The organism is Pseudoduganella lurida, assembly GCF_007830455.1.
Taxonomy (GTDB): Bacteria; Pseudomonadota; Gammaproteobacteria; order Burkholderiales; family Burkholderiaceae_D; genus Rugamonas; species Rugamonas lurida.
Map to the genome: position 1 here is coordinate 534,929 of NZ_VLLB01000001.1, position 19,133 is coordinate 554,061.

17 protein-coding genes are annotated in these 19,133 nt (G+C 66.7%); 7 read left to right on the plus strand and 10 right to left on the minus strand.

Annotated features, from left to right (window positions below; genetic code table 11):
- Positions 1 to 76: 76 nt before the first annotated feature.
- From IP91_RS02415 to serB, 4 genes are all read left to right on the plus strand, one after another.
- Positions 77 to 1,147, plus strand: coding sequence for a serine/threonine-protein kinase (locus tag IP91_RS02415; RefSeq protein WP_145647173.1), 1,071 nt, complete (start codon positions 77 to 79; stop codon positions 1,145 to 1,147).
- The gene (locus IP91_RS02420; protein WP_145647174.1) at positions 1,144 to 1,899 is read left to right on the plus strand and encodes a GAF domain-containing protein; all 756 of its coding nucleotides are present in this window, start codon (positions 1,144 to 1,146) and stop codon (positions 1,897 to 1,899) included. Before IP91_RS02415 ends, IP91_RS02420 begins: the two co-directional genes overlap by 4 nt.
- A 118-nt stretch (positions 1,900 to 2,017) precedes the next feature.
- On the plus strand, positions 2,018 to 5,470 hold the full coding sequence (gene mfd, locus IP91_RS02425) for a transcription-repair coupling factor (protein ID WP_145647175.1): 3,453 nt from the start codon (positions 2,018 to 2,020) through the stop codon (positions 5,468 to 5,470).
- Between the two features lie 94 nt (positions 5,471 to 5,564).
- The gene (gene serB, locus IP91_RS02430; RefSeq protein ID WP_145647176.1) at positions 5,565 to 6,407 is read left to right on the plus strand and encodes a phosphoserine phosphatase SerB; all 843 of its coding nucleotides are present in this window, start codon (positions 5,565 to 5,567) and stop codon (positions 6,405 to 6,407) included.
- A 19-nt stretch (positions 6,408 to 6,426) separates the two neighbouring features.
- Here serB and IP91_RS02435 read toward each other — a convergent pair whose 3' ends face one another.
- Together IP91_RS02435 and IP91_RS02440 are read right to left on the minus strand one after the other, a co-directional pair.
- Complete coding sequence (locus tag IP91_RS02435) at positions 6,427 to 7,623, minus strand: CaiB/BaiF CoA transferase family protein (protein ID WP_145647177.1); 1,197 nt, start codon at positions 7,621 to 7,623, stop codon at positions 6,427 to 6,429.
- Between the two features lie 79 nt (positions 7,624 to 7,702).
- Positions 7,703 to 8,200, minus strand: coding sequence for a TspO/MBR family protein (locus IP91_RS02440; RefSeq protein ID WP_145647178.1), 498 nt, complete (start codon positions 8,198 to 8,200; stop codon positions 7,703 to 7,705).
- A 148-nt stretch (positions 8,201 to 8,348) separates the two neighbouring features.
- On the opposite strand from IP91_RS02440, the gene IP91_RS02445 reads away from it, so the two are divergent.
- The 3 genes from IP91_RS02445 to IP91_RS02455 all read left to right on the plus strand — a co-directional run bounded on the left by IP91_RS02445 (position 8,349) and on the right by IP91_RS02455 (position 9,416).
- On the plus strand, positions 8,349 to 8,741 hold the full coding sequence (locus tag IP91_RS02445; RefSeq protein WP_145647179.1) for a c-type cytochrome: 393 nt from the start codon (positions 8,349 to 8,351) through the stop codon (positions 8,739 to 8,741).
- A 15-nt stretch (positions 8,742 to 8,756) separates the two neighbouring features.
- The gene (locus IP91_RS02450) at positions 8,757 to 8,993 is read left to right on the plus strand and encodes a hypothetical protein (RefSeq protein ID WP_145647180.1); all 237 of its coding nucleotides are present in this window, start codon (positions 8,757 to 8,759) and stop codon (positions 8,991 to 8,993) included.
- Positions 8,994 to 9,059: 66 nt separating this feature from the next.
- Positions 9,060 to 9,416, plus strand: a complete 357-nt coding sequence (locus IP91_RS02455; RefSeq protein ID WP_145647181.1) for a DUF4870 family protein — start codon at positions 9,060 to 9,062, stop codon at positions 9,414 to 9,416.
- A 44-nt stretch (positions 9,417 to 9,460) separates the two neighbouring features.
- Here IP91_RS02455 and IP91_RS02460 read toward each other — a convergent pair whose 3' ends face one another.
- The 8 genes from IP91_RS02460 to IP91_RS02495 form a co-directional block, all read right to left on the minus strand.
- Positions 9,461 to 10,876, minus strand: coding sequence for a cytochrome B6 (locus tag IP91_RS02460; protein ID WP_145647182.1), 1,416 nt, complete (start codon positions 10,874 to 10,876; stop codon positions 9,461 to 9,463).
- A 124-nt stretch (positions 10,877 to 11,000) separates the two neighbouring features.
- Positions 11,001 to 12,176, minus strand: coding sequence for a cystathionine beta-lyase (locus tag IP91_RS02465; protein ID WP_145647183.1), 1,176 nt, complete (start codon positions 12,174 to 12,176; stop codon positions 11,001 to 11,003).
- A gap of 256 nt (positions 12,177 to 12,432) precedes the next feature.
- Positions 12,433 to 13,821, minus strand: a complete 1,389-nt coding sequence (gene rimO / locus IP91_RS02470; protein ID WP_145647184.1) for a 30S ribosomal protein S12 methylthiotransferase RimO — start codon at positions 13,819 to 13,821, stop codon at positions 12,433 to 12,435.
- 133 nt (positions 13,822 to 13,954) lie between these two features.
- Positions 13,955 to 15,010: an ABC transporter ATP-binding protein gene (locus tag IP91_RS02475; protein ID WP_145647185.1), complete on the minus strand. Its 1,056-nt coding sequence runs from the start codon at positions 15,008 to 15,010 to the stop codon at positions 13,955 to 13,957.
- A gap of 31 nt (positions 15,011 to 15,041) precedes the next feature.
- Positions 15,042 to 15,947, minus strand: a complete 906-nt coding sequence (locus IP91_RS02480) for a carbohydrate ABC transporter permease (RefSeq protein ID WP_145647186.1) — start codon at positions 15,945 to 15,947, stop codon at positions 15,042 to 15,044.
- A complete protein-coding gene (locus IP91_RS02485) occupies positions 15,944 to 16,777 on the minus strand; it encodes a carbohydrate ABC transporter permease (protein ID WP_145647987.1) in 834 nt (277 codons plus the stop codon). The genes IP91_RS02480 and IP91_RS02485 overlap by 4 nt, the downstream gene beginning before the upstream one ends.
- Positions 16,778 to 16,827: 50 nt before the next feature.
- Positions 16,828 to 18,126, minus strand: coding sequence for an ABC transporter substrate-binding protein (locus IP91_RS02490; RefSeq protein ID WP_145647187.1), 1,299 nt, complete (start codon positions 18,124 to 18,126; stop codon positions 16,828 to 16,830).
- A 177-nt stretch (positions 18,127 to 18,303) separates the two neighbouring features.
- Complete coding sequence (locus IP91_RS02495) at positions 18,304 to 19,101, minus strand: NAD(P)H-dependent oxidoreductase (RefSeq protein WP_145647188.1); 798 nt, start codon at positions 19,099 to 19,101, stop codon at positions 18,304 to 18,306.
- Positions 19,102 to 19,133: the final 32 nt, after the last annotated feature.

Here is a 19,133-nt window from a genome sequence, read left to right on the forward strand (position 1 = left end):
GCTGACGTATCCGCGCCACTGTTCCTGGACGCCGGATGTGCTTTAAACTCGGCGCTTTCAACGCACCGGATGCGCCATGACCGAACCCGAACAGCTGGGCCGCTACCGCCTGTTGCGCGTGCTGGGACGCGGCGCCATGGGCCTCGTCTACGAAGGCATCGATCCGAGGCTGGAACGCCGCGTGGCGATCAAGGTGATCCTCACGCAGCAGCTCGACGCCGCGCAGCGCGCCGACTATTCCGCCCGCTTCGTCCGCGAGGCGCAGGCCGTGGCGCGGCTGAACCATCCCAACATCGTCACCGTGTACGACTTCGGCGAGGAAGGCGATGTCGCCTACCTGGTCATGGAAGTGATCGAAGGCGAGGAACTGTCCGGCTATTTCGACGCGGACCAGGCGTTCCAGCTCGAGTTCACGCTGGAAGATGCGGTGCGCATGACGGGCGAGCTGCTGGACGCGATCGGCTACGCGCACCAGAACGGCGTGGTCCACCGCGACATCAAGCCCGCCAACATCATGCTGTCGGCCCAGCTGCGCGTGAAGCTGACGGACTTCGGGGTGGCGCGCCTGCACGACCGGCATGCGCCGGCGGCGGCCGATAGCGAGGTCGTGGGCACGCCCAGCTACATGGCGCCGGAGCAGATCGCCGGCCAGGTGGCCGGCCCGCGCGCCGACATTTTCGCGGCCGGCATCATCCTGTACCAGTTCCTCACGGGCGAGAAGCCGTTCCGCGCGCCGACGCTGGGCGCCCTGCAGCACCAGATCCTGTACGACCGGCCGGCGCTGCCCTCGGTGGCGAATCCATCGGTGGGCCCGCAGTTCGACCGCGTGGTGCTGCGCGCGCTGGCGAAGCGGCCGGAAGACCGCTATCCGACGGCGGCGGCGTTCCGGCAGGACCTGATGCTGGCGCTGCGCGGCGGCGCGGCGGGCGACCACACGGTGGCCATCACCCGGCCGCCCGATATCGCCATGAGCGAGGCGGACAATGCGGACGTTGCTAACGATCGCGCCAGCGATGCGGACGGCAGCGATGTGGATGCCAGCGATATGGACGTCGGCGGTGCAGGCGTCAGCGCTGCGGACGCCTGCGATGCCGATGCCACGGTCGTCGCCAGCGCGCCCTGGCACCGCGGCGGGACCGTTCGATGATGGCCACCGGGGCGGAGCGCAAGCGCTTCCTCGGCCGGCTGCACGGGCTGGTGGCCCGCATCGCCGCCACCGGCAATCCGGACGACATCATGCTGGCCATGTCCGCCGAGCTGTGCGACGTGCTGGGCGCGGACCGCATCACGGTCTACGCACTGGCCGACGATGGTGCCGCGCTGCTGTCGAAGCTGAAGACGGGACTGGCGTCGTTCAAGCAGCTGAAACTTCCCGTCACGCCGCAGAGCATTGCCGGCTATGTGGCACTGTCGCGCCGGCCGTTGAACCTGGCCGATGTGTATGACGAGGCCGAGCTGAAACGCCACGATTCGCAGCTGTGCTTCCAGCAGGGAGTCGACCGCCGCACCGGTTACCGCACGCGGCAGATGCTGGTGGTGCCGGTACTGTCGGGCGGTACGGCGGACCGCCGGCTGCTGGGCGTGCTCCAGCTGATCAACAACACGGCGGCGAACGGGCCGTTTGCGCCGCTGGTGGCCGAAGGTGCAGCCGCGCTGTGCGAGGCGATCGCCGCGATCTTCGCGCGCAGTCCGGCGCAGGTTGCCCCGGCCCCGTCGAACGCCACGGTGGTGCGGCCCGCCGCCCCCCCGGCCAGCGACGAGACCCGCGTGGCGGCCGCCGTGCTGCCCCTCGTCGAACGGGCCGTGCAGGGCGGGCTGCGCGAACTGCATGTGCGCACCGAGCCGGGACCGGACGGCAGCCTCCGCTTCACCGTCACCGGCGTGCTGGGCCCCGGCTAGCGGCGTTCCGCAGGAAAACGCCGGGACGGGCCTTGCTTTATAATGAACGCTTGCCGCCGCCACAGGGCCGCGGCCGATCGTTGTGTGTCTTCGCCCCTCTGCATGCCTTTCGACCTGAATGCCTTTCGACCTGATTAAAGCACTCCCCAAACCCGGCAACCGGTTCGCGCTGCCCGCGCTGTACGGTTCCGCCGACGCCTATGCCATTGCACAGGCCGCAACTGCATTGAAGACGCAGGGCCGCATGCTGGCGGTCATCGTGGCGCAGGCCAGCGATGGCCAGCGCCTGCGCGACGAGATCCCCTGGTTCGCGCCCGGCCTGCGCTGCCACCTGCTGCCCGACTGGGAAACGCTGCCGTACGACGCGTTCTCGCCGCACCAGGACCTGGTCTCGGAACGCCTGGCCACGCTGCACGAGATCCGCAGCGGCCAGTGCGACGTGATGCTGGTGCCGGCCACGACGGCGCTGGTGCGCATGGCGCCGCCGTCGTTCCTGGCCGCCTACACGTTCTTCTTCAAGAAGGGCGAATCGCTCGACGAAGGAGCGCTGAAGGCGCAGCTGACGCTGGCGGGCTACACGCACGTGACGCAGGTGATGTCGCCGGGCGAGTACTCCGTGCGCGGCGGCCTGATCGACCTGTTCCCGATGGGTTCCGCGCTGCCGTACCGTCTCGACCTGTTCGGCGACACCATCGAGACCATCCGCACGTTCGATGCCGATACGCAGCGTTCGCTGTATCCGGTGAACGAGGTGCGCCTGCTGCCGGGCCGCGAATTCCCGATGGACGAGGCGGCGCGCACCACGTTCCGCAGCCGCTGGCGCGAGACGTTCGAAGGCGATCCTTCCCGCGCCGTCGTCTACAAGGACATCAGCAGCGGCATCGCCTCGGCCGGCATCGAGTACTACCTGCCGCTGTTCTTCGAAGAGACGGCCACGCTGTTCGACTACCTGCCCGAAGGCGCATCGCTCGCGCTCGTCGGCGATATCGACGGCGCGATCCGCCGCTTCTGGTCCGACACGGAAAGCCGCTACCGGTTCCTCAAGTCGGACCGCGAGCGCCCGATCCTGCCGCCGGAATCGATCTTCCTGCGCGACGAGGCCTTCTTCACCTGCGCGAAACTGCATGCGCGCCTGACGATCGGCAAGGAAGCGGGCAAGGCCGGCCTCGATGGCGAGCCGTCCGAGCTGTCCGCGCCGGTGCCGAACATCGCCGTCAACCGCCACCTGGAAGATCCGCTGACGAACCTGCGTGCCTTTGCACTGCAGCCGGACCTGCGCGTGATGGTCTGCGCCGAGTCGAACGGCCGCCGCGAAACGCTGCAGCAGTACTTTGCCGAATTCGGCCTGCATCCGGCACTGGTGGACGGCTACGAAGGCTTCCTCGCTTCGCACGACCGCTTCGTGCTGGGCGTGGCGCCGCTGCAGGCCGGCTTCCGGCTGATGCTCGATACGCCCCTTGCCTTCATCACCGAGACGGAGCTGTATGCCGGCTCCGGCCGGCGCGTGGGCAGGAAGAAACAGGAAGCCGTCACGCAGGTCGAATCGATGGTGCGCGACCTGTCGGAGCTGAAGATCGGCGATCCGGTGGTGCACATTAACCATGGCATCGGCCGCTACATGGGCCTGATCAGCATGGACCTGGGCGAAGGCGAGACCGAATTTCTGTACCTGGAATACGCCAAAGATTCGAAGCTCTATGTGCCCGTCTCGCAGTTGCACGTGATCTCGCGCTACTCCGGCAGCGCGCCGGAGGACGCGCCGCTGCACTCGCTCGGCTCGGGCCAGTGGGACAAGGTGAAGCGCCGCGCCGCCGAGCAGGTGCGCGACACGGCCGCCGAGCTGCTGAACCTGTACGCCCGCCGCGCCACACGCGTCGGCCACGCATTCGAGTATTCGTCGCAGGACTACGAGCGCTTTGCCGAAAGCTTCGGCTTCGACGAGACGCCCGACCAGGCGGCGGCCATCCTGAACGTGATGAAGGACATGACGTCCGGGAAGCCGATGGACCGGCTGGTGTGCGGCGACGTGGGCTTCGGCAAGACGGAAGTGGCGTTGCGCGCCGCCTTCATCGCCGTCATGGGCGGCAAGCAGGTGGCCATCCTGGCCCCGACCACGCTGCTGGCCGAACAGCATGCGCAGACCTTCGCGGACCGCTTCGCCGACTGGCCCGTGAAGATCGCCGAGATGTCGCGCTTCCGTACCGGCAAGGAGATCGCCAACGCCATCAAGGGCATGTCGGACGGCACGCTGGATATCGTGATCGGCACCCATAAACTGCTGTCGGACGACGTCAAGTTCGAGCGCCTGGGCCTCGTGATCATCGACGAGGAGCACCGCTTCGGCGTGCGCCAGAAGGAGGCGTTGAAGTCGCTGCGTGCCGAGGTGGACGTGCTGACCCTGACGGCCACGCCGATCCCCCGCACGCTGGGCATGGCGCTGGAAGGCCTGCGCGACTTCTCCGTGATCGCCACCGCGCCGCAGAAGCGCCTGGCCATCAAGACCTTCGTGCGCTCGGAAGGCGAATCGATCATCCGCGAAGCCGTGCTGCGCGAACTGAAGCGCGGCGGCCAGGTGTACTTCCTGCACAATGAAGTGGACACGATCGAGAACCGCATGGCCCAGCTGACGGCGCTGCTGCCGGAGGCGCGTATCGCGGTGGCCCACGGCCAGATGCACGAGCGCGACCTGGAAAAGGTGATGCGCGACTTCGTGGCGCAGCGCTACAACATCCTGCTGTGCACGACGATCATCGAGACGGGCATCGACGTGCCCACGGCGAACACGATCATCATGCACCGCGCCGACAAGTTCGGCCTGGCGCAGCTGCACCAGCTGCGCGGCCGCGTGGGCCGTTCGCACCACCAGGCCTATGCCTACCTGCTGGTGAACGACGTGCAGACGCTGAGCAAGCAGGCGCAGCGCCGGCTCGACGCCATCCAGCAGATGGAAGAACTGGGCAGCGGCTTCTACCTGGCAATGCATGACCTGGAGATCCGCGGCGCCGGGGAGGTACTGGGCGAGAGCCAGTCCGGCGAGATGCTGGAGATCGGCTTCCAGCTCTACACGGACATGCTGAACGAGGCCGTGCGCGCACTGAAGGCGGGCCGCGAGCCGGACCTGGCCGCGCCGCTGGCCACCACCACCGAGATCAACCTGCACGTGCCGGCGCTGCTGCCGGCCGACTTCTGCGGCGACGTGCACGAACGCCTGTCGATCTACAAGCGCCTGGCCAACTGCGCCTCGCAGGAGGCCATCGACGGCATGCAGGAAGAGCTGATCGACCGCTTCGGCAAGCTGCCCGAACCGGTCAAGGCGCTGATCGAAACGCACCGGCTGCGCGTTGCGGCGAAGACGGTCGGCATCGTCAAGATCGACGCGCACGGCGAAGCGGCCAACCTGCAGTTCATGCCGCAGCCGCCGATCGACCCGATGCGCATCATCACGCTCATCCAGAAGCACCGCCACATCAAGCTCAACGGCCAGGACAAGCTGAAGATCACCGCCAGCATGCCGGACCTGGCCGCCCGCGTGGCCCAGATCAAGTCCGCCATCAAACAACTTACCGCATGAACCACCTGCCGATGAAGCACGCCCGATGAATCAAGCCAACCTGAATCAAGCCAAAACCGGCCAGGCCGGAACCAGTCAGGCCAGAGACATTTCGATGAACCTGGTCCTGCAGGGCCAGGACAACTGTTCGCCGCGCCTGGAGCGCATCGCCGCGCTGACGGCACCGCAGTCGATCACCCGCCTGGGCGGCTGCGCGCTGCGCTGCGAAGGCATCACCTGGTCGCCGGGCCTGCGCCAGACGATCGAAGTGGCGGCCCAGGCGGCCCAGCTCGATGCCACCTACATGATGGGCACGCAGCGGCTGCAGGATTACCGGCTGGTGGCGATGGACATGGATTCCACGCTGATCACGATCGAATGCATCGACGAGATCGCGGACATGCAGGGCCTGAAGCCGCAGGTGGCGGCCATCACGGAGGCAGCGATGCGCGGCGAACTCGATTTCGCCGAAAGCCTGCGCCGCCGCGTGGCGCTGCTGAAGGGGCTCGACGCCGCGGCGCTGGAACGCGTGTACGACGAGCGTCTGCGCCTGTCTCCCGGCGCCACGCGCATGCTCAAGGCCGTGCAGGCGGCAGGACTGAAGACGCTGCTCGTTTCCGGCGGTTTCACCTACTTCACGGACCGCCTGAAGACGCGCCTCGGCCTCGATTTCACGCGCGCCAACGTGCTGGAGATCGTGGATGGCAAACTGACCGGCAACGTGGTGGGCGATATCGTCGATGCGGAAGCGAAGCGCGCCACCGTCGAACACGTGTGCGCCACGCTGGGCATCACGCCGCAGGAAGCGATCGTGATGGGCGACGGCGCCAACGACCTGCAGATGATGGGCATCGCCGGCATGTCGGTGGCGTTCCGCGCCAAGCCCGTGGTGCGCGAACAGGCCACCGTCGCGTTCAACTTCGTGGGACTGGACGGGATCCTGAACCTGTTCGAATAAGCGTCGTCGCTGTCCGGCTTTACTGCACGACCCCTGCCGCCCGCAGTTGCGCGATCGCGGCGGCGCTCCATCCCAGCCGGGCCAGCACCGCATCCGTGTGCTCGCCCAGCGCCGGGCCCTGCCAGCGCACTTCGCCCGGCGTTTCCGACAGCTTCGGCACGATGCCGGGCATCTTCACCGCCACGCCATCGGGCAACTGCTGCTCCAGGATCATGTCGCGTGCCTGGTAGTGGGGGTCCCTGACGATGTCCGCCACCGAATAGATCGGCCCGGCCGGCACCTCGGCCGCTTCCAGCGCTGCCAGCACGGCATCGATCGGATGGCGCGAGGTCCAGCCGGCGATCGCCGCATCGATCAGCGTGGCCTGCGCGGCGCGGCCGTCGTTCTGGGCGAACCGGGGATCGTCGGCCAGGTCGGGCCGGCCCACCACGGCCATCAGCCGCTTGTAGATCGGGTTGCTGTTGCCGGCGATGACGACGTAGGCGCCATCCCGCGTGGGATAGGTGTTCGATGGCGCGATGCCCGGCAGCGCGCCGCCGCTGCGCTCGCGCACGTGGCCGAGCAGGTCGTATTCCGGCACCAGGCTTTCCATCAGGTTGAACACGCTCTCCACCAGCGACACGTCGACCATCTGCCCGTCGCCCTGCCCCGTCTTCACGCGCAGCACGGCCATCAGCGCGCCCATCACCGCATGCAGGGAAGCGAGCGAATCGCCCAGGCTGACGCCCACGCGGGCGGGCACGCCACCGGCCTCTCCGGTCGTGTAGCGGATGCCGCCCATCGCCTCGCCGATCGCGCCGAAGCCGGGGCGGTCCTTGTACGGGCCCGTCTGGCCGTAGCCGGAAATGCGCACCATCGTCAGTTTCGGGTTCAGCGCATGCAGCACGTCCCAGCCCAGCCCGAGCTTTTCCAGCGCGCCCGGCTTCATGTTCTCGATCAGGATGTCGGCCTGTTCCAGCAGGCGCTTGACGATGGCGATGCCCTCGGCGCTCTTCAGGTTCAGCGCCACCGACTGCTTGTTGCGCGACTGCAGATACCACCACAGCGACGTGCCATTGCTGTGCAGCTTGCGCCATTTGCGGATGGGATCGCCGTCGCCGGGTGCCTCGATCTTGACGACCTCCGCGCCGAATTCGGCCAGCAGCCTTGCCGCGAACGGCGCCGCGATCAGCGCGCCGATTTCCACTACCTTGATGCCTTCCAGCGGTCCCGCCATGTCCCCTCCTCGTTGATCCGGCTGCGAGCTGCGAGGATAGCCAGTCGATGGCAGGGCGTCCAGTGCCCAGGGGCCGTCGTCAGCCCAGCAGTTGCGGATTGCGCTGCCAGCAGGCGAACGTGAGCGCGCTGGCAAACGTGACCCAGGCGAGATAAGGCAGCAGCAGCATGCCGGCCAGCGGACGCGCCTTCCAGAACGCGATGGTCGTCGCCAGGATCAGCGCCCACAGGATGAGCACCTCGGCAAAGGCTGCCGCGCCCAGGTGCCAGCCGAAGAACAGCCAGCTCCACAGCGCATTGGCGACGAGCTGCACGAGGTACAGCGACAGCGTGCGCGGCGCGGTGCGGAAACCCCGCACGCGCCACACGAGCCAGGCGGCCAGCGCCATCATCAGGTACAGCACCGACCACGCGGGGCCGAACACGCCGGCCGGCGGCGCCCAGGAGGGCTTGTTCATCTGCGCGTAGAACTCGGGCGCGCTCTGCGAGGCCCAGGCACCGAAGGCCGCGGCGGCAAACGTGACGAGCAGCCAGCCGGCCAGGCTCTTGATGTTGACGGCGAGACGATGGGTATTCATGTGCGGACCGGGTTGTCGAAGTGGCATTACTGTAGCAGGGGCGGCAGCGCTTCGTCGCACGCCGCTCCCGTGTTGCGCGTGCCAGCGCACGGTGGCGCGATATAATCCAACGACGAATCCAACGACGAATCCACCCACGAATGCACCCATGAATCGGGCCATCAACCGCCTGCTGTCGTTACTGCTCGCCATGCCCGCACTTGCCGCCAGCACCCCTGCGCCCGCGCCGCTTGCCGGCGATCCGGTGGCGGGCGCGTCGACCTTCCGGACCTGCGCCTCGTGCCACCAGGTGGGGCCGTCGGCACGCGGCGTGTTCGGGCCGCACCTGAACGGCGTGATCGGCCGGCGCGCCGGCAGCACGCCCGACTATGCCTATTCGCCCGCGATGAAGAAATCGGGGATCGTCTGGAACGAGCGCACGCTCGCCGCGTTCCTGCGCGACCCAGATGAGGTGGTGCCCGGTACCAAGATGCGCTTCTGGGGCATCGGCAACGAGCGCCAGATCGCCAACCTGCTAGCCTACCTGCGTCAATACCGCTGACTCTATACTGCTGTCATGACCAAGACCATCACGCACCGCCGCACCCGCATCGTCACGCTGGAAGCCGGCGACGATATCGCCACCGCCTGCCGTCCCGGCGACATCGCCATCCGCGAGGAAGGCGGCGGCTGGGGCCTGTATTTCGTCGGCGACGACGGCAGCGTGGAGGGCTACGACCAGCCCTACCCGTCGCACCAGGAAGCCGTGTGGTCCGCCAAGGCGGCCGCCGAGTACACCAGCAGCGGCGAGTAGCCCGGCCGGCCGTGCGCCGGACTTGGCAAAATGTCTATAGACTGTCCCTTCATACAAGGAGGGCTTATGTCGCAGGAACTGATCTTCGATTCGCAAACCAGCTCGGCCAAGACATGGGCTTCGTGGCTGTATCTCGCCCATGGCGTGAGCTTCCTGTTCACGCTGGGTGCCCTGTCGTTCATCCCGCTGATCCTCAACTACATCAAGCGGGGCGACGCGGCCGGCACGTTTGCGCAAAGCCACCACAGCTGGCAGATCCGCTCGTTCTGGTGGTATGTCGTGTGGATGGCGATCGGCTGGGTGCTGTTCGTCACGCTGATCGGCATTCCGTTCGCCTACGGCATCTGGGCACTGGCCTGGCTCTGGAAAGCGTACCGGCTGATCCGGGGCTGGATCACGCTGCATAACAACCAGCCGATCTGAAGGAATGACCGCCTCGGCGGTCCTTTCGGGTGACGGCGCCTTTTCTACAGCGTGCGCAGGAACGCCGTCAGGTCGGCCTTCTCGCCGTCCGTCAGCTTCGTCTCCAGCACGAGGTTGAAGAACTCCACCGTGTCTTCCAGCGTGATGAGCCGCCCGTCGTGCAGGTAGGGCGGCGACTCCTTGATGCCACGCAGCGGGAAGGTCTTGATCTTGCCGTCGCCGACCGCCTTCATGCCGTTGACCGTCTGGACTTTATAGAACCGTTCCGTTTTGAGGTCGTGCATCAGGTTGTCCGTGTAGTACGGGCCCGTGTGGCAGGCGACGCACTGGCCCCTGCCGTTGAAGACCTTCTCGCCGCGCAGCTCCTGCGCCGTGGCCAGCTTCGGATCGAGCCGGCCGTACACGTTCAGCTTCGGCGCGGGCGGAAAGTCCAGCAGCGACTGGAACTCGGCCATGAACTGCACCTGGCTGCCCCGTTCCAGCACGTTGACGCCCTTCTTCGTGGCGATCACCGGGTCGCCATCGAAATAGGCCGCGCGCTGCTCGAACTCCGTGAAATCCTCGACCGTCTTCAGCGCGCGCTGTGACCCGAACAGGCGCTGCACGTTCAGGCCGCGCAAGGTCGGCGTCTCGATACGGTGGCGCAGCTCCTGCGGGCGGATATCCCCCACCAGGTGATTGGACCCGTTGGTGTGGCCGTTCGAATGGCAGTCGAAGCAGGTGACGCCGCGGCTGGGCCGCACCGAACGCCGGTCTTCCGTCTGGTTGAACTGCTGCTGGGGGAACGGCGTGAGCAGCAGGCGCAGGCCCTCGATCTGCTTCGGGTTCAGCAGGCCGTTGAAGATGGGGTAAAAATTGTCGATGGTGAGCAGCTGGCCCTTCGTCACGTCGCCCAGTTCCGGATGCGTGGTGAGGAACATCGGCGCGGGGAACTCGGGCAGGATGTGGTCCGGCAGGTCGAATCCCAGGTCGAAGCGGTTCAGGTCGCGCCCTTCCTGGCGCAGGATCTCGTCGATATGGAACTGCGGAAACAGCATGCCGCCTTCCGGGTGGTTCGGGTGCGACAGGGGCAGGAAGCCGGCCGGGAACAGGTCGCGCGCCTTGATCTCTTCCGGCGCCAGGGCCGCGAGCCGCTGCCAGGACGCGATGCCGTCGGGGAGTTTCACGCGCACCCCGCCCTGCACCGGCTTGCCGCGAAACATCGTCACGCCCGGGACCGGGCGGTTGGCGAGATCGTAGCGCCTGGCCAGCAGCTCCTGCTGGCGGCGCTCGATGGCGGGCCGCGCCGCCTTCATGCGTGCCAGCGTGACATCGAACGGCTCGGTGATGTCCACTTTCGCATAGCTGGTGGGCACCTGCGGCGGACCCGATGGGCTCGGCGGAGGACGGTTGTCCTGGGTCCAGACGACCAGCGGAATCAAGGCGATCGTGGCGGCGAATGCGATCCGGGATGCGTGCATGGCTGGCTCCTCGTGTCAGGGCGGGCTCGGCTATATCTCCTCAGACCATTTAAGCATTCGCCGCGGTCAAATCAAAGCTCGGAATCGATTGAATTGATTGATCGCAGGGATAGCAAACACCCCACTATGCCGCTGCCAGTTGCCCCAGCGCCTGCTCGATATCGGCAATGAGGTCGGCCGGCTCTTCCAGCCCGATATTGAAGCGCACCAGGATGCCGGCATCGCCCCAGCCCTGCCGAATGGCCCCGATCCGGTACGGCACGCACAGGCTGTTCGGGCCGCCCCAGCTGTAGCCGATCTGGAACAGCTGCAGGGCATCCACGAAACGGTCGGTCTGCTCTTCCGTGTAGCGCGCATCGAACAGCACGGAGAACAGGCCGCCGGCGCCGGTGAAGTCGCGCTGCCAGTGCGCATGGCCGGGACAGTCCTCGAACGCCGGATGCAGCACTTTCGCGATTTCGGGCCGCGCCTTCAGCCAGGCCGCTACCTTGCGGGCTGCCGCATCGTGCGCTTCGAAGCGCAGCTTGAGCGTGGGCAGGCCGCGCATGACGAGGTAGGCATCGTCCGCGCCCACGCCGTAGCCGAGGCGCATGTGCGAGTTGCTGAGCTTTTCATGCAGCGCTTCGTCGCGCGTGATGACGGCGCCCATCAGCACATCCGCGCCGCCGGACTGGTACTTGGTGAGGGCCTGCACGACGATGTCGACACCCAGGTCGAAGGCGCGCAGGGCGATGCCGGCCGACCAGGTATTGTCCAGTGCGACGACGACGCCCTCCGCCTTCGCCGCGGCGCAGATTGCCGGCAGGTCCGGCACTTCCATCGACACGGAACCGGGGGACTCGGTCCAGACGAGTTTCGTGTTCGGCTGGATGAGGGCCGCGATGCCGGCACCGACCAGCGGATCGTAGTAGCGCGCCGTGATGCCGAAGGCTTCCTGCAGCCAGTTGCCCAACACGCGGTTCGGGTGGTAGATATTGTCGGGCAGGAGGATGTCGTCGCCGGTCTTCAGCAGCGCGAAGTCGACCATCGTGATGGCGGCCAGGCCGGAGGGTGCGAGGAGGCAGAACCGGCCGCCCTCGATCTCGGCCAGCCGGGCCTCCAGCGTGAAGGTGGTGGGCGTGCCGTGCAGGCCGTAGGTATAGGCGGTCTTGTTTTTCCAGTCGCCCGAGCGCAGCGCCGCCACGTTTTCGAAGAACACCGTCGAGGCATGGTGGATGGCCGGCGGAAAGGCGCCGAAACCGGCCGGCGGCGTGTAGTCCGTGTGGATCAGCGTGGTCTGCGGGGAGAGTTTGGTGGTCATGGCTCGCGAATGAAAAAAGGCGGACCGGGTGGTCCGCCTTTCATTGTACTTGCCGGGGCTCCGTCTGACATCGGGCCAACGATCTTCGGCTGACGCTGCGAGGATATAAAATCCCCCCCATGCCGCGTATTGCATCGTCCTGAGTCCCTGTGGACTCAGGCCTCGCCCCATGCCTCGTGTTGCATCGTCCTGAGTCCCTGTGGACTCAGGCCTCGCCCCATGCCTCGTGTGCCATCGGCTCAAGTCCTTTTTGGACTTAAGCCTCGCCCCACAAATCATGCGCGTCCGAGCGGGTGATCTCGACGTCGAAGAACTGGCCGACGGCCAGCTTCTTGTGCGGCTCGAACGGCTTCTTGACGTGCACGACGCCGTCGATCTCCGGGGCGTCCGCAGCCGAGCGGCCGATGGCGCCGGACGGGGTCAGTTCGTCGATCAGCACGCGCACCGTCTTGCCGACCTTCGCCTTCAGGCGCTGGCGGGAGATCTCTTCCTGCAGCAGCATGACACGGCCGCGGCGTTCCTCGCGCAGCTCGTCCGGCACCGGATTGGCCAGCTCGTTGGCCGTGGCCCCTTCCACCGGCGAGTAGGCGAAGCAGCCGAGGCGGTCGATCTGCGCTTCCTTCAGGAAGTCCAGCAGGTACTCGAATTCGGCTTCCGTCTCGCCCGGGAAGCCGGCGATGAAGGTCGAGCGGATCGTCAGGTCCGGGTTCATCTGGCGCCATTTCAGGATGCGCTCCAGGTTCTTCTCGCCGGACGCCGGGCGCTTCATGCGCTTGAGCACTTCCGGGTGCGCGTGCTGCATCGGAATGTCGAGGTAAGGCAGCACGTGCTCGCCCATCATCGGGATGATCTCGTCCACGTGCGGGTACGGATAGACGTAGTGCATGCGCACCCAGGCGCCGTACTGCTTGGCTAGCTGGCCCAGCGCTTCCGTCAGCTGCGTCATGTGCGTCTTGACGGGTCGGCCGTTCCAGAAGCCGGAGCGGAACTTCACGTCGATGCCGTAGGCCGAGGTGTCCTGCGAGATCACCAGCAGTTCCTTCACGCCGGCCTTGAACAGGTTTTCCGCTTCCATCATCAGCTCGCCGATCGGGCGGGACACCAGGTCGCCGCGCATCGACGGGATGATGCAGAACGAGCAACGGTGGTTGCAGCCCTCGGAGATCTTCAGGTAGGCGTAGTGCTTCGGCGTGAGCTTCACGCCCTGCGGCGGCAGCAGGTCGATGAACGGCTCGTGCGGCTTCGGCAGGTGCGTATGCACCTGCGACATCACTTCGCCCACCGCGTGCGGGCCGGTCACGGCCAGCACCTTCGGGTGGATCGACTGGATCAGGTCACCGCCATCGGCGTTCTTCTTCGCGCCCAGGCAGCCGGTGACGATCACTTTGCCGTTTTCCGCCAGCGCCTCGCCGATCGCGTCGAGCGATTCCTGCACGGCCGCGTCGATGAAGCCGCAGGTGTTCACGATCACCAGGTCGGCACCGGCATAGGACTTGGCCGTGTCGTAGCCTTCCGCGCGCAGCTGGGTCAGGATCTGTTCGGAGTCGACCAGCGCCTTCGGGCAGCCGAGCGAAACGAAACCGACCTTCGGTGCTGGCTTGCCATCGGCGGGCGGAGTGAGGCGGGAGAGTGGTTGTGATTGCATTGTTCGATTGTCACGAAGGGCGGAGGCAATCGACTATTTTACCCGATATGGGACACCAGCGACAGCGGCGGCGGCGCCGATGTTGCTTTGAAAATGGGGTCTGTCCCCATTTTCGAAGCAACTTTTTGACAACCTACAGGCGCTGGGTCGATGTTTCGTCGAACAGGGAAACCTGCTCCGGCCGCAGCGAGAACGCGCCGCCTGCCCGGTCGTCCTGCACGATGGCGGCCACCTGCGTGCCGTGGAAGCTGTGCCACACGATGCGGTGCGCGCCCATCGCTTCCACCAGCGCCACCGGCGCGCGGCAGGCGCCGTCGTCGCGCACGTCGACGTCTTCCGGCCGCACGCCCAGCACGACGGCCTGCCGGTGCGCGGGCGACTGGCGGAACGCGTAGTGCGACACATCCAGCGCCAGGTGTTCGGAACGGAACCAGATGCCGCTCGAAGTGTCGAGGTGGCCGTGGAACAGGTTCATGCCGGGCGAACCGAGGAAGGTGGCGACGAACAGGTTTTCCGGTGCGCGGTAGATGGCGTCCGGCGTGTCGAACTGCTGGATCGCCCCGCCCTTCATGACGGCCATGCGGTCGGCCAGCGTCATCGCCTCCACCTGGTCGTGCGTCACGTAGATCATCGTGGCGCCCAGGCGCTGGTGCAGCCCTTTCAGTTCGCGGCGCAGTTCCGTGCGCAGCTTGGCGTCCAGGTTCGACAGCGGTTCGTCGAACAGGAACACATCGGCCTCGCGCACGATGGCGCGGCCGATCGCCACGCGCTGGCGCTGGCCGCCGGACAGCTCGCCCGGTTTGCGTTTCAGTAGCGGCCCGAGTTGCAGCAGGCCGGCGGCCCGTTCGACGCGGCGCGCGATCTCGTCCTTCGGCGTGCCGCTGATGCGCAGGCCGAACGACATATTGCGTTCCACATTCATGGTCGGGTACAGGGCGTACGACTGGAACACGAGGGCGATGCCGCGGTCCTTCGGGTCGGCATGCGTCATGTCGCGCCCGCCGATATGGATGCTGCCGCCGCTGGCGTCGTTCAGCCCCGCGATGGTGTGCAGCAGCGTGCTCTTGCCGCAGCCGGAAGGCCCCAGCAGCACGACGAACTCGCCGGCGCCGATCTCCAGGTCGAGCGCGTCGATCACATTATTGGCACCCAGCCGGACCTGCAGGTTGCGGATGGAGACATTGGCCATGCTTGCACTCATTTGCTTGCACTCATTTCACTTAACCCTTGACGGCGCCGCTGGCGATGCCGCGCACGAACCAGCGGCCGGAGAAGAAATACAGGGCGAGCGGCACCAGCGACGTGAGGATGGTCGCCGCCATGTTCACGTTGTAGAGCCGCTCGCCCGTGGTGGTATTGATGATGTTGTTCAGCTGGACCGTCATCGGCAGGTTGTCGGAACCGGCAAACACGAGTCCCAGCAAAAAATCGTTCCAGATGTTCGTCACCTGCATGATCACGGCGACGACGATGACGGGCACCGACATCGGCAGCATCAGTTCGAAGAAGATGCGCCAGAAACCGCCGCCATCGATGCGCGCCGCCTTGAACAGCTCCTGCGGCAGCGAGGCGTAGTAGTTCCGGAACAGCAGCGTCATCATCGGCATGCCGAAGATCAGGTGCACCACGACGATGCCCGGCAGTGAGCTGTACAGCTCCACGGCGGCCAGCGCCCGCACCAGCGGATACAGCATCACCTGGCCGGGAATGAAGGCGCCGGCCATCAGCACCGCGAACAGCAGGTTCGCGCCGCGCGGCCGCCAGAACGACAGCGCATAACCGTTGATGGCACCCAGCCCGATCGACAGCACCACGCTGGGCACCGTGATCCGGACGGAATTCCAGAAGCCGCCACGGATGCCTTCGCACTCCAGGCCCGTGCACGCGGCCTGCCACGCAGCGTGCCACGGCGCCAGCGTGGGAGACGACGGCAGCGCGAAGATGTTCCCCAGCCGGATCTCGGCCATCGGTTTCACGGACGTCACCAGCATCACGTACAGGGGCACCAGGAAGAATAGCGCCGCCGTCAGCAGGAAGGCGTAGATGCCCAGCCGCGCCGGCGTCAGCGTGGCTCTCCGTCGCCGCACCGACGCGGGCGCGATGGCGATGCGATCGTCCCGCCTCATGCATGCCCCCTGCGTACGGCCCGGCTGCGTGCGTAGTACAGCGGCGCGACGATCGCCAGCACCGTCAGCAGCAGCACGATCGAGGCGGCCGAGGCCAGCCCCACGTTGGCGCGGCCGAACAGGTAGTCCATGATGAACTTGGCCGGCACCTCGCTGGCCGTGCCGGGTCCGCCCTGCGTCATCGCCACCACCGCGTCGAACAGCTTGGCCACCATCACGAACAAGAGGATGAAGGCGGTGGACAGCGAAGGCCACAGCATCGGCAGCACGATCGACACGTAGACCCGCCACGTCGGAATGCCGTCGATGCGCGCCGCCTTCCACAGCTCCCCGTCGATGCCGCGCAGGCCGGACAGCAGCAGCGCCATCACCAGGCCGCTGGCCTGCCAGACGGTGGCGATGACGATCGTGTACAGCACCATGTCCTGCCGCACGATCCAGTCGAACGTGAAGTCGGTGAAACCGAGCCGCCGCACGACCGACTGCAGGCCCAGCTCGGGATTGAGGATCCACTGCCACACCAGCCCCGTGGCCACGAAGGACATCGCATACGGATAGAGGAACACGGTGCGCAGCACGCCCTCCCCGCTCACGTTCTGGTCGATGAACACGGCCAGCAGGGAGCCCAGTACGAGACAGGCGACGATGAACAGTGCGCCGTAGAGAGCCAGGTTCTCCAGCGACAGCAGCCAGCGCGCATTGCGGAACAGCCGCGCGTACTGGCCGAAGCCCACGAAGTCGCCGGTCGGGAAGATGCGCGCCGACGAGAACGACACGCGCGCCGTCCACAGGATCGTCAGCACGTAGGCGCCCAGCACCGTCAGCGCCATCGGCACCAGCGCAAGGTACGCAGACCACGAGACGGCACGCCGGCGCGGGGCTACCACGCGTAGTCCTTCATCGCCTGGGCAAACGCCTGCTGTGCGAATTCGGGCGTCTCGTTGCGGTTCCAGTAGTTGGTTAGCACATCCTGCAGCGCGCCGTTCAGGTCCGGGTCGAGCAGCATTTCGGCATTGGCCAGCTGGCGCGTGCGGTCCTGCATGATGGCGATGCCGGTGCGGGCACACAGGTCCAACCGGGACATGTCGACGTCCGGCCGGATCGGGATCGAGCCCTTGCGTACGCTGAACTCCACCTGCGGGCCGGGCGCCGTCATCACCGTGGCCAGCAGCTGCTGCGCCTTCACCACCTGCGGCCTGGACGTTTTCGGGAACACGAAGGCATCGCCCGCCACGATGTACGGCGCCTTGGCGCCGAAGCCGGGGAAGCAGCCGAACTCGCGGCCCGCCACCTGGCCGGCGCTGGTGAATTCCCCCTTGGCCCAGTCACCCATGATCTGCACGCCGGCCCGGCCCGAGACCACCAGCGCCGTCGCGTCGTTCCAGTTGCGGCCCGGCGCGCCGGCATCCGTGTAGGCCCGCAGGCTGCGGAATTTCACGAGCACGTCGCGGAAGGCGGCCGACTGCACGGCGCGCGCGTCGCGGTCGCGGTAGATGCGCAGGTACAGGTCGGCGCCACCGGCCAGTGCGAACACGGCGTCGAACAGGATCTTCTCCTGCCAGACCTGGCCGCCGAACGCCAGCGGGATCAGGCCGGCCTTCTTCAGGCGGTCCAGCTGGGCGATGAATTCCTCCCACGTCTTCGGCTCGCCGGTAATGCCTGCTTTCGCGAACGCCGCCTTCGAGTAGAAGAACCACGCCGGCATGTGGATGTCCACCGGCGCGGCGTAGTAATGGCCGTCGATGCGGATGGCATCGATGATCGTCTGCGGCAGGATGGCATCCCAGTTGCCTTTTGCCGCCACCTCGTCGAGATTGTTCAGCAGCCCCTGGTCGACGATGTCGCGGAACTGCTTCGACGTGTTGAACTGGGCGGCGACGGGCGCATTGCCGCCGACGATGCGGTTGATGGTGGAGGCGCGCGACTGGTCGGCGCCGGCCACGGCCTGGTCGATCCACTGGCCGCCGGCGCGCGTGTAGGCGTCGGCGAACTGACGGATCGCGGCCGACTCGCCGCCCGAGGTCCACCAGTGCGATACGGTGGCCTTCAGCGGCGCGGCACCGCCCTTCGCGTCAGGGGTCGCTGGGGCAGCGGTCGGCGCGGCGCCGCCCGGCAACGCCAGCGCGAGCGCCACGGCCGCCGCCGCCGCGATGGCGGCAGCAATCGTCGCCTGGTTCATAGTGTCTCCGTGGCGCCTGGGGCACCTTATTGGTGTATTTATTCGGGTTTGACTGGCAATTCCGTTCCGATGATAAAGGAATTCGGCACCCTGCCGGGAACGGAATCATCGGATTGGAATCGATTCCAATCATGCCACGGAGTCTAGCAGCGGGGCAAAAGCCCCGTCAATCGATATTTATGTTGCAACGTCAGCGGCGGGATCGGCCACATGCGCGGCAAAGCCATGGGCACCCGGCGCGATGGCATCGCGCAGCGTCAGTGCGGGGATGTCATAGTCGCCGCCGTTCTGGCGCCGGAACGGAATCGGCGTGGCCGTGAACAGCGTGTCCAGTCGCTGATCCAGTGCCGCCCGTTCTGCAGCAAAGCGCGCTTCATCCATCCTGCCGGCCCGGTACAGGAGGAACGGCGGCAGCACGTCGAAGCCGGGATAGTGCAGCATGCCGTGCTGGATCGGGAACAGCACGTCGTCGATCGGGCCGTTGATGCCCCGCGCGCTGTAGTGCGACTCCCAGCCGCCAGTGGTCACTATCAGCATCGCCCGCTTGCCGGCCAGGTTGCCCTCGCCGTAGCGGTCGCCCCAGCGCTGGTCCGAATGCTCGCCCACGCCGTACGCGAAGCCATAGGCATACACGCGCTCGAACCAGCCTTTCATGATGGCGGGCATGGAGAACCACCACAGCGGGAACTGGAAGATCACCGCATCGGCGCGGCGCAACTTATCCTGCTCGGCCGCGATATCGGCGCTTTGCCAGCCGTTCTCGTAGGCCAGCTTCGAGGCCTGGGCCGGGTCGAAGCGGCCCGCGGCAGGCCCCGTGCTGTCGGCCGCGTCGAGGCGGGCCTTCCAGTCCATCGCATACAGGTCGGACACGTCGACGGCATGGCCGGCCCGGCGCAGGTGGTCGATGGCGTGGTCCTTCAGCGCGCCGTTCAGCGAGCGGGGTTCGGGGTGGGCAAACACATACAGTACCTGCATGACGGACTCCCTTGATGGAAAAGGCCAGTGTG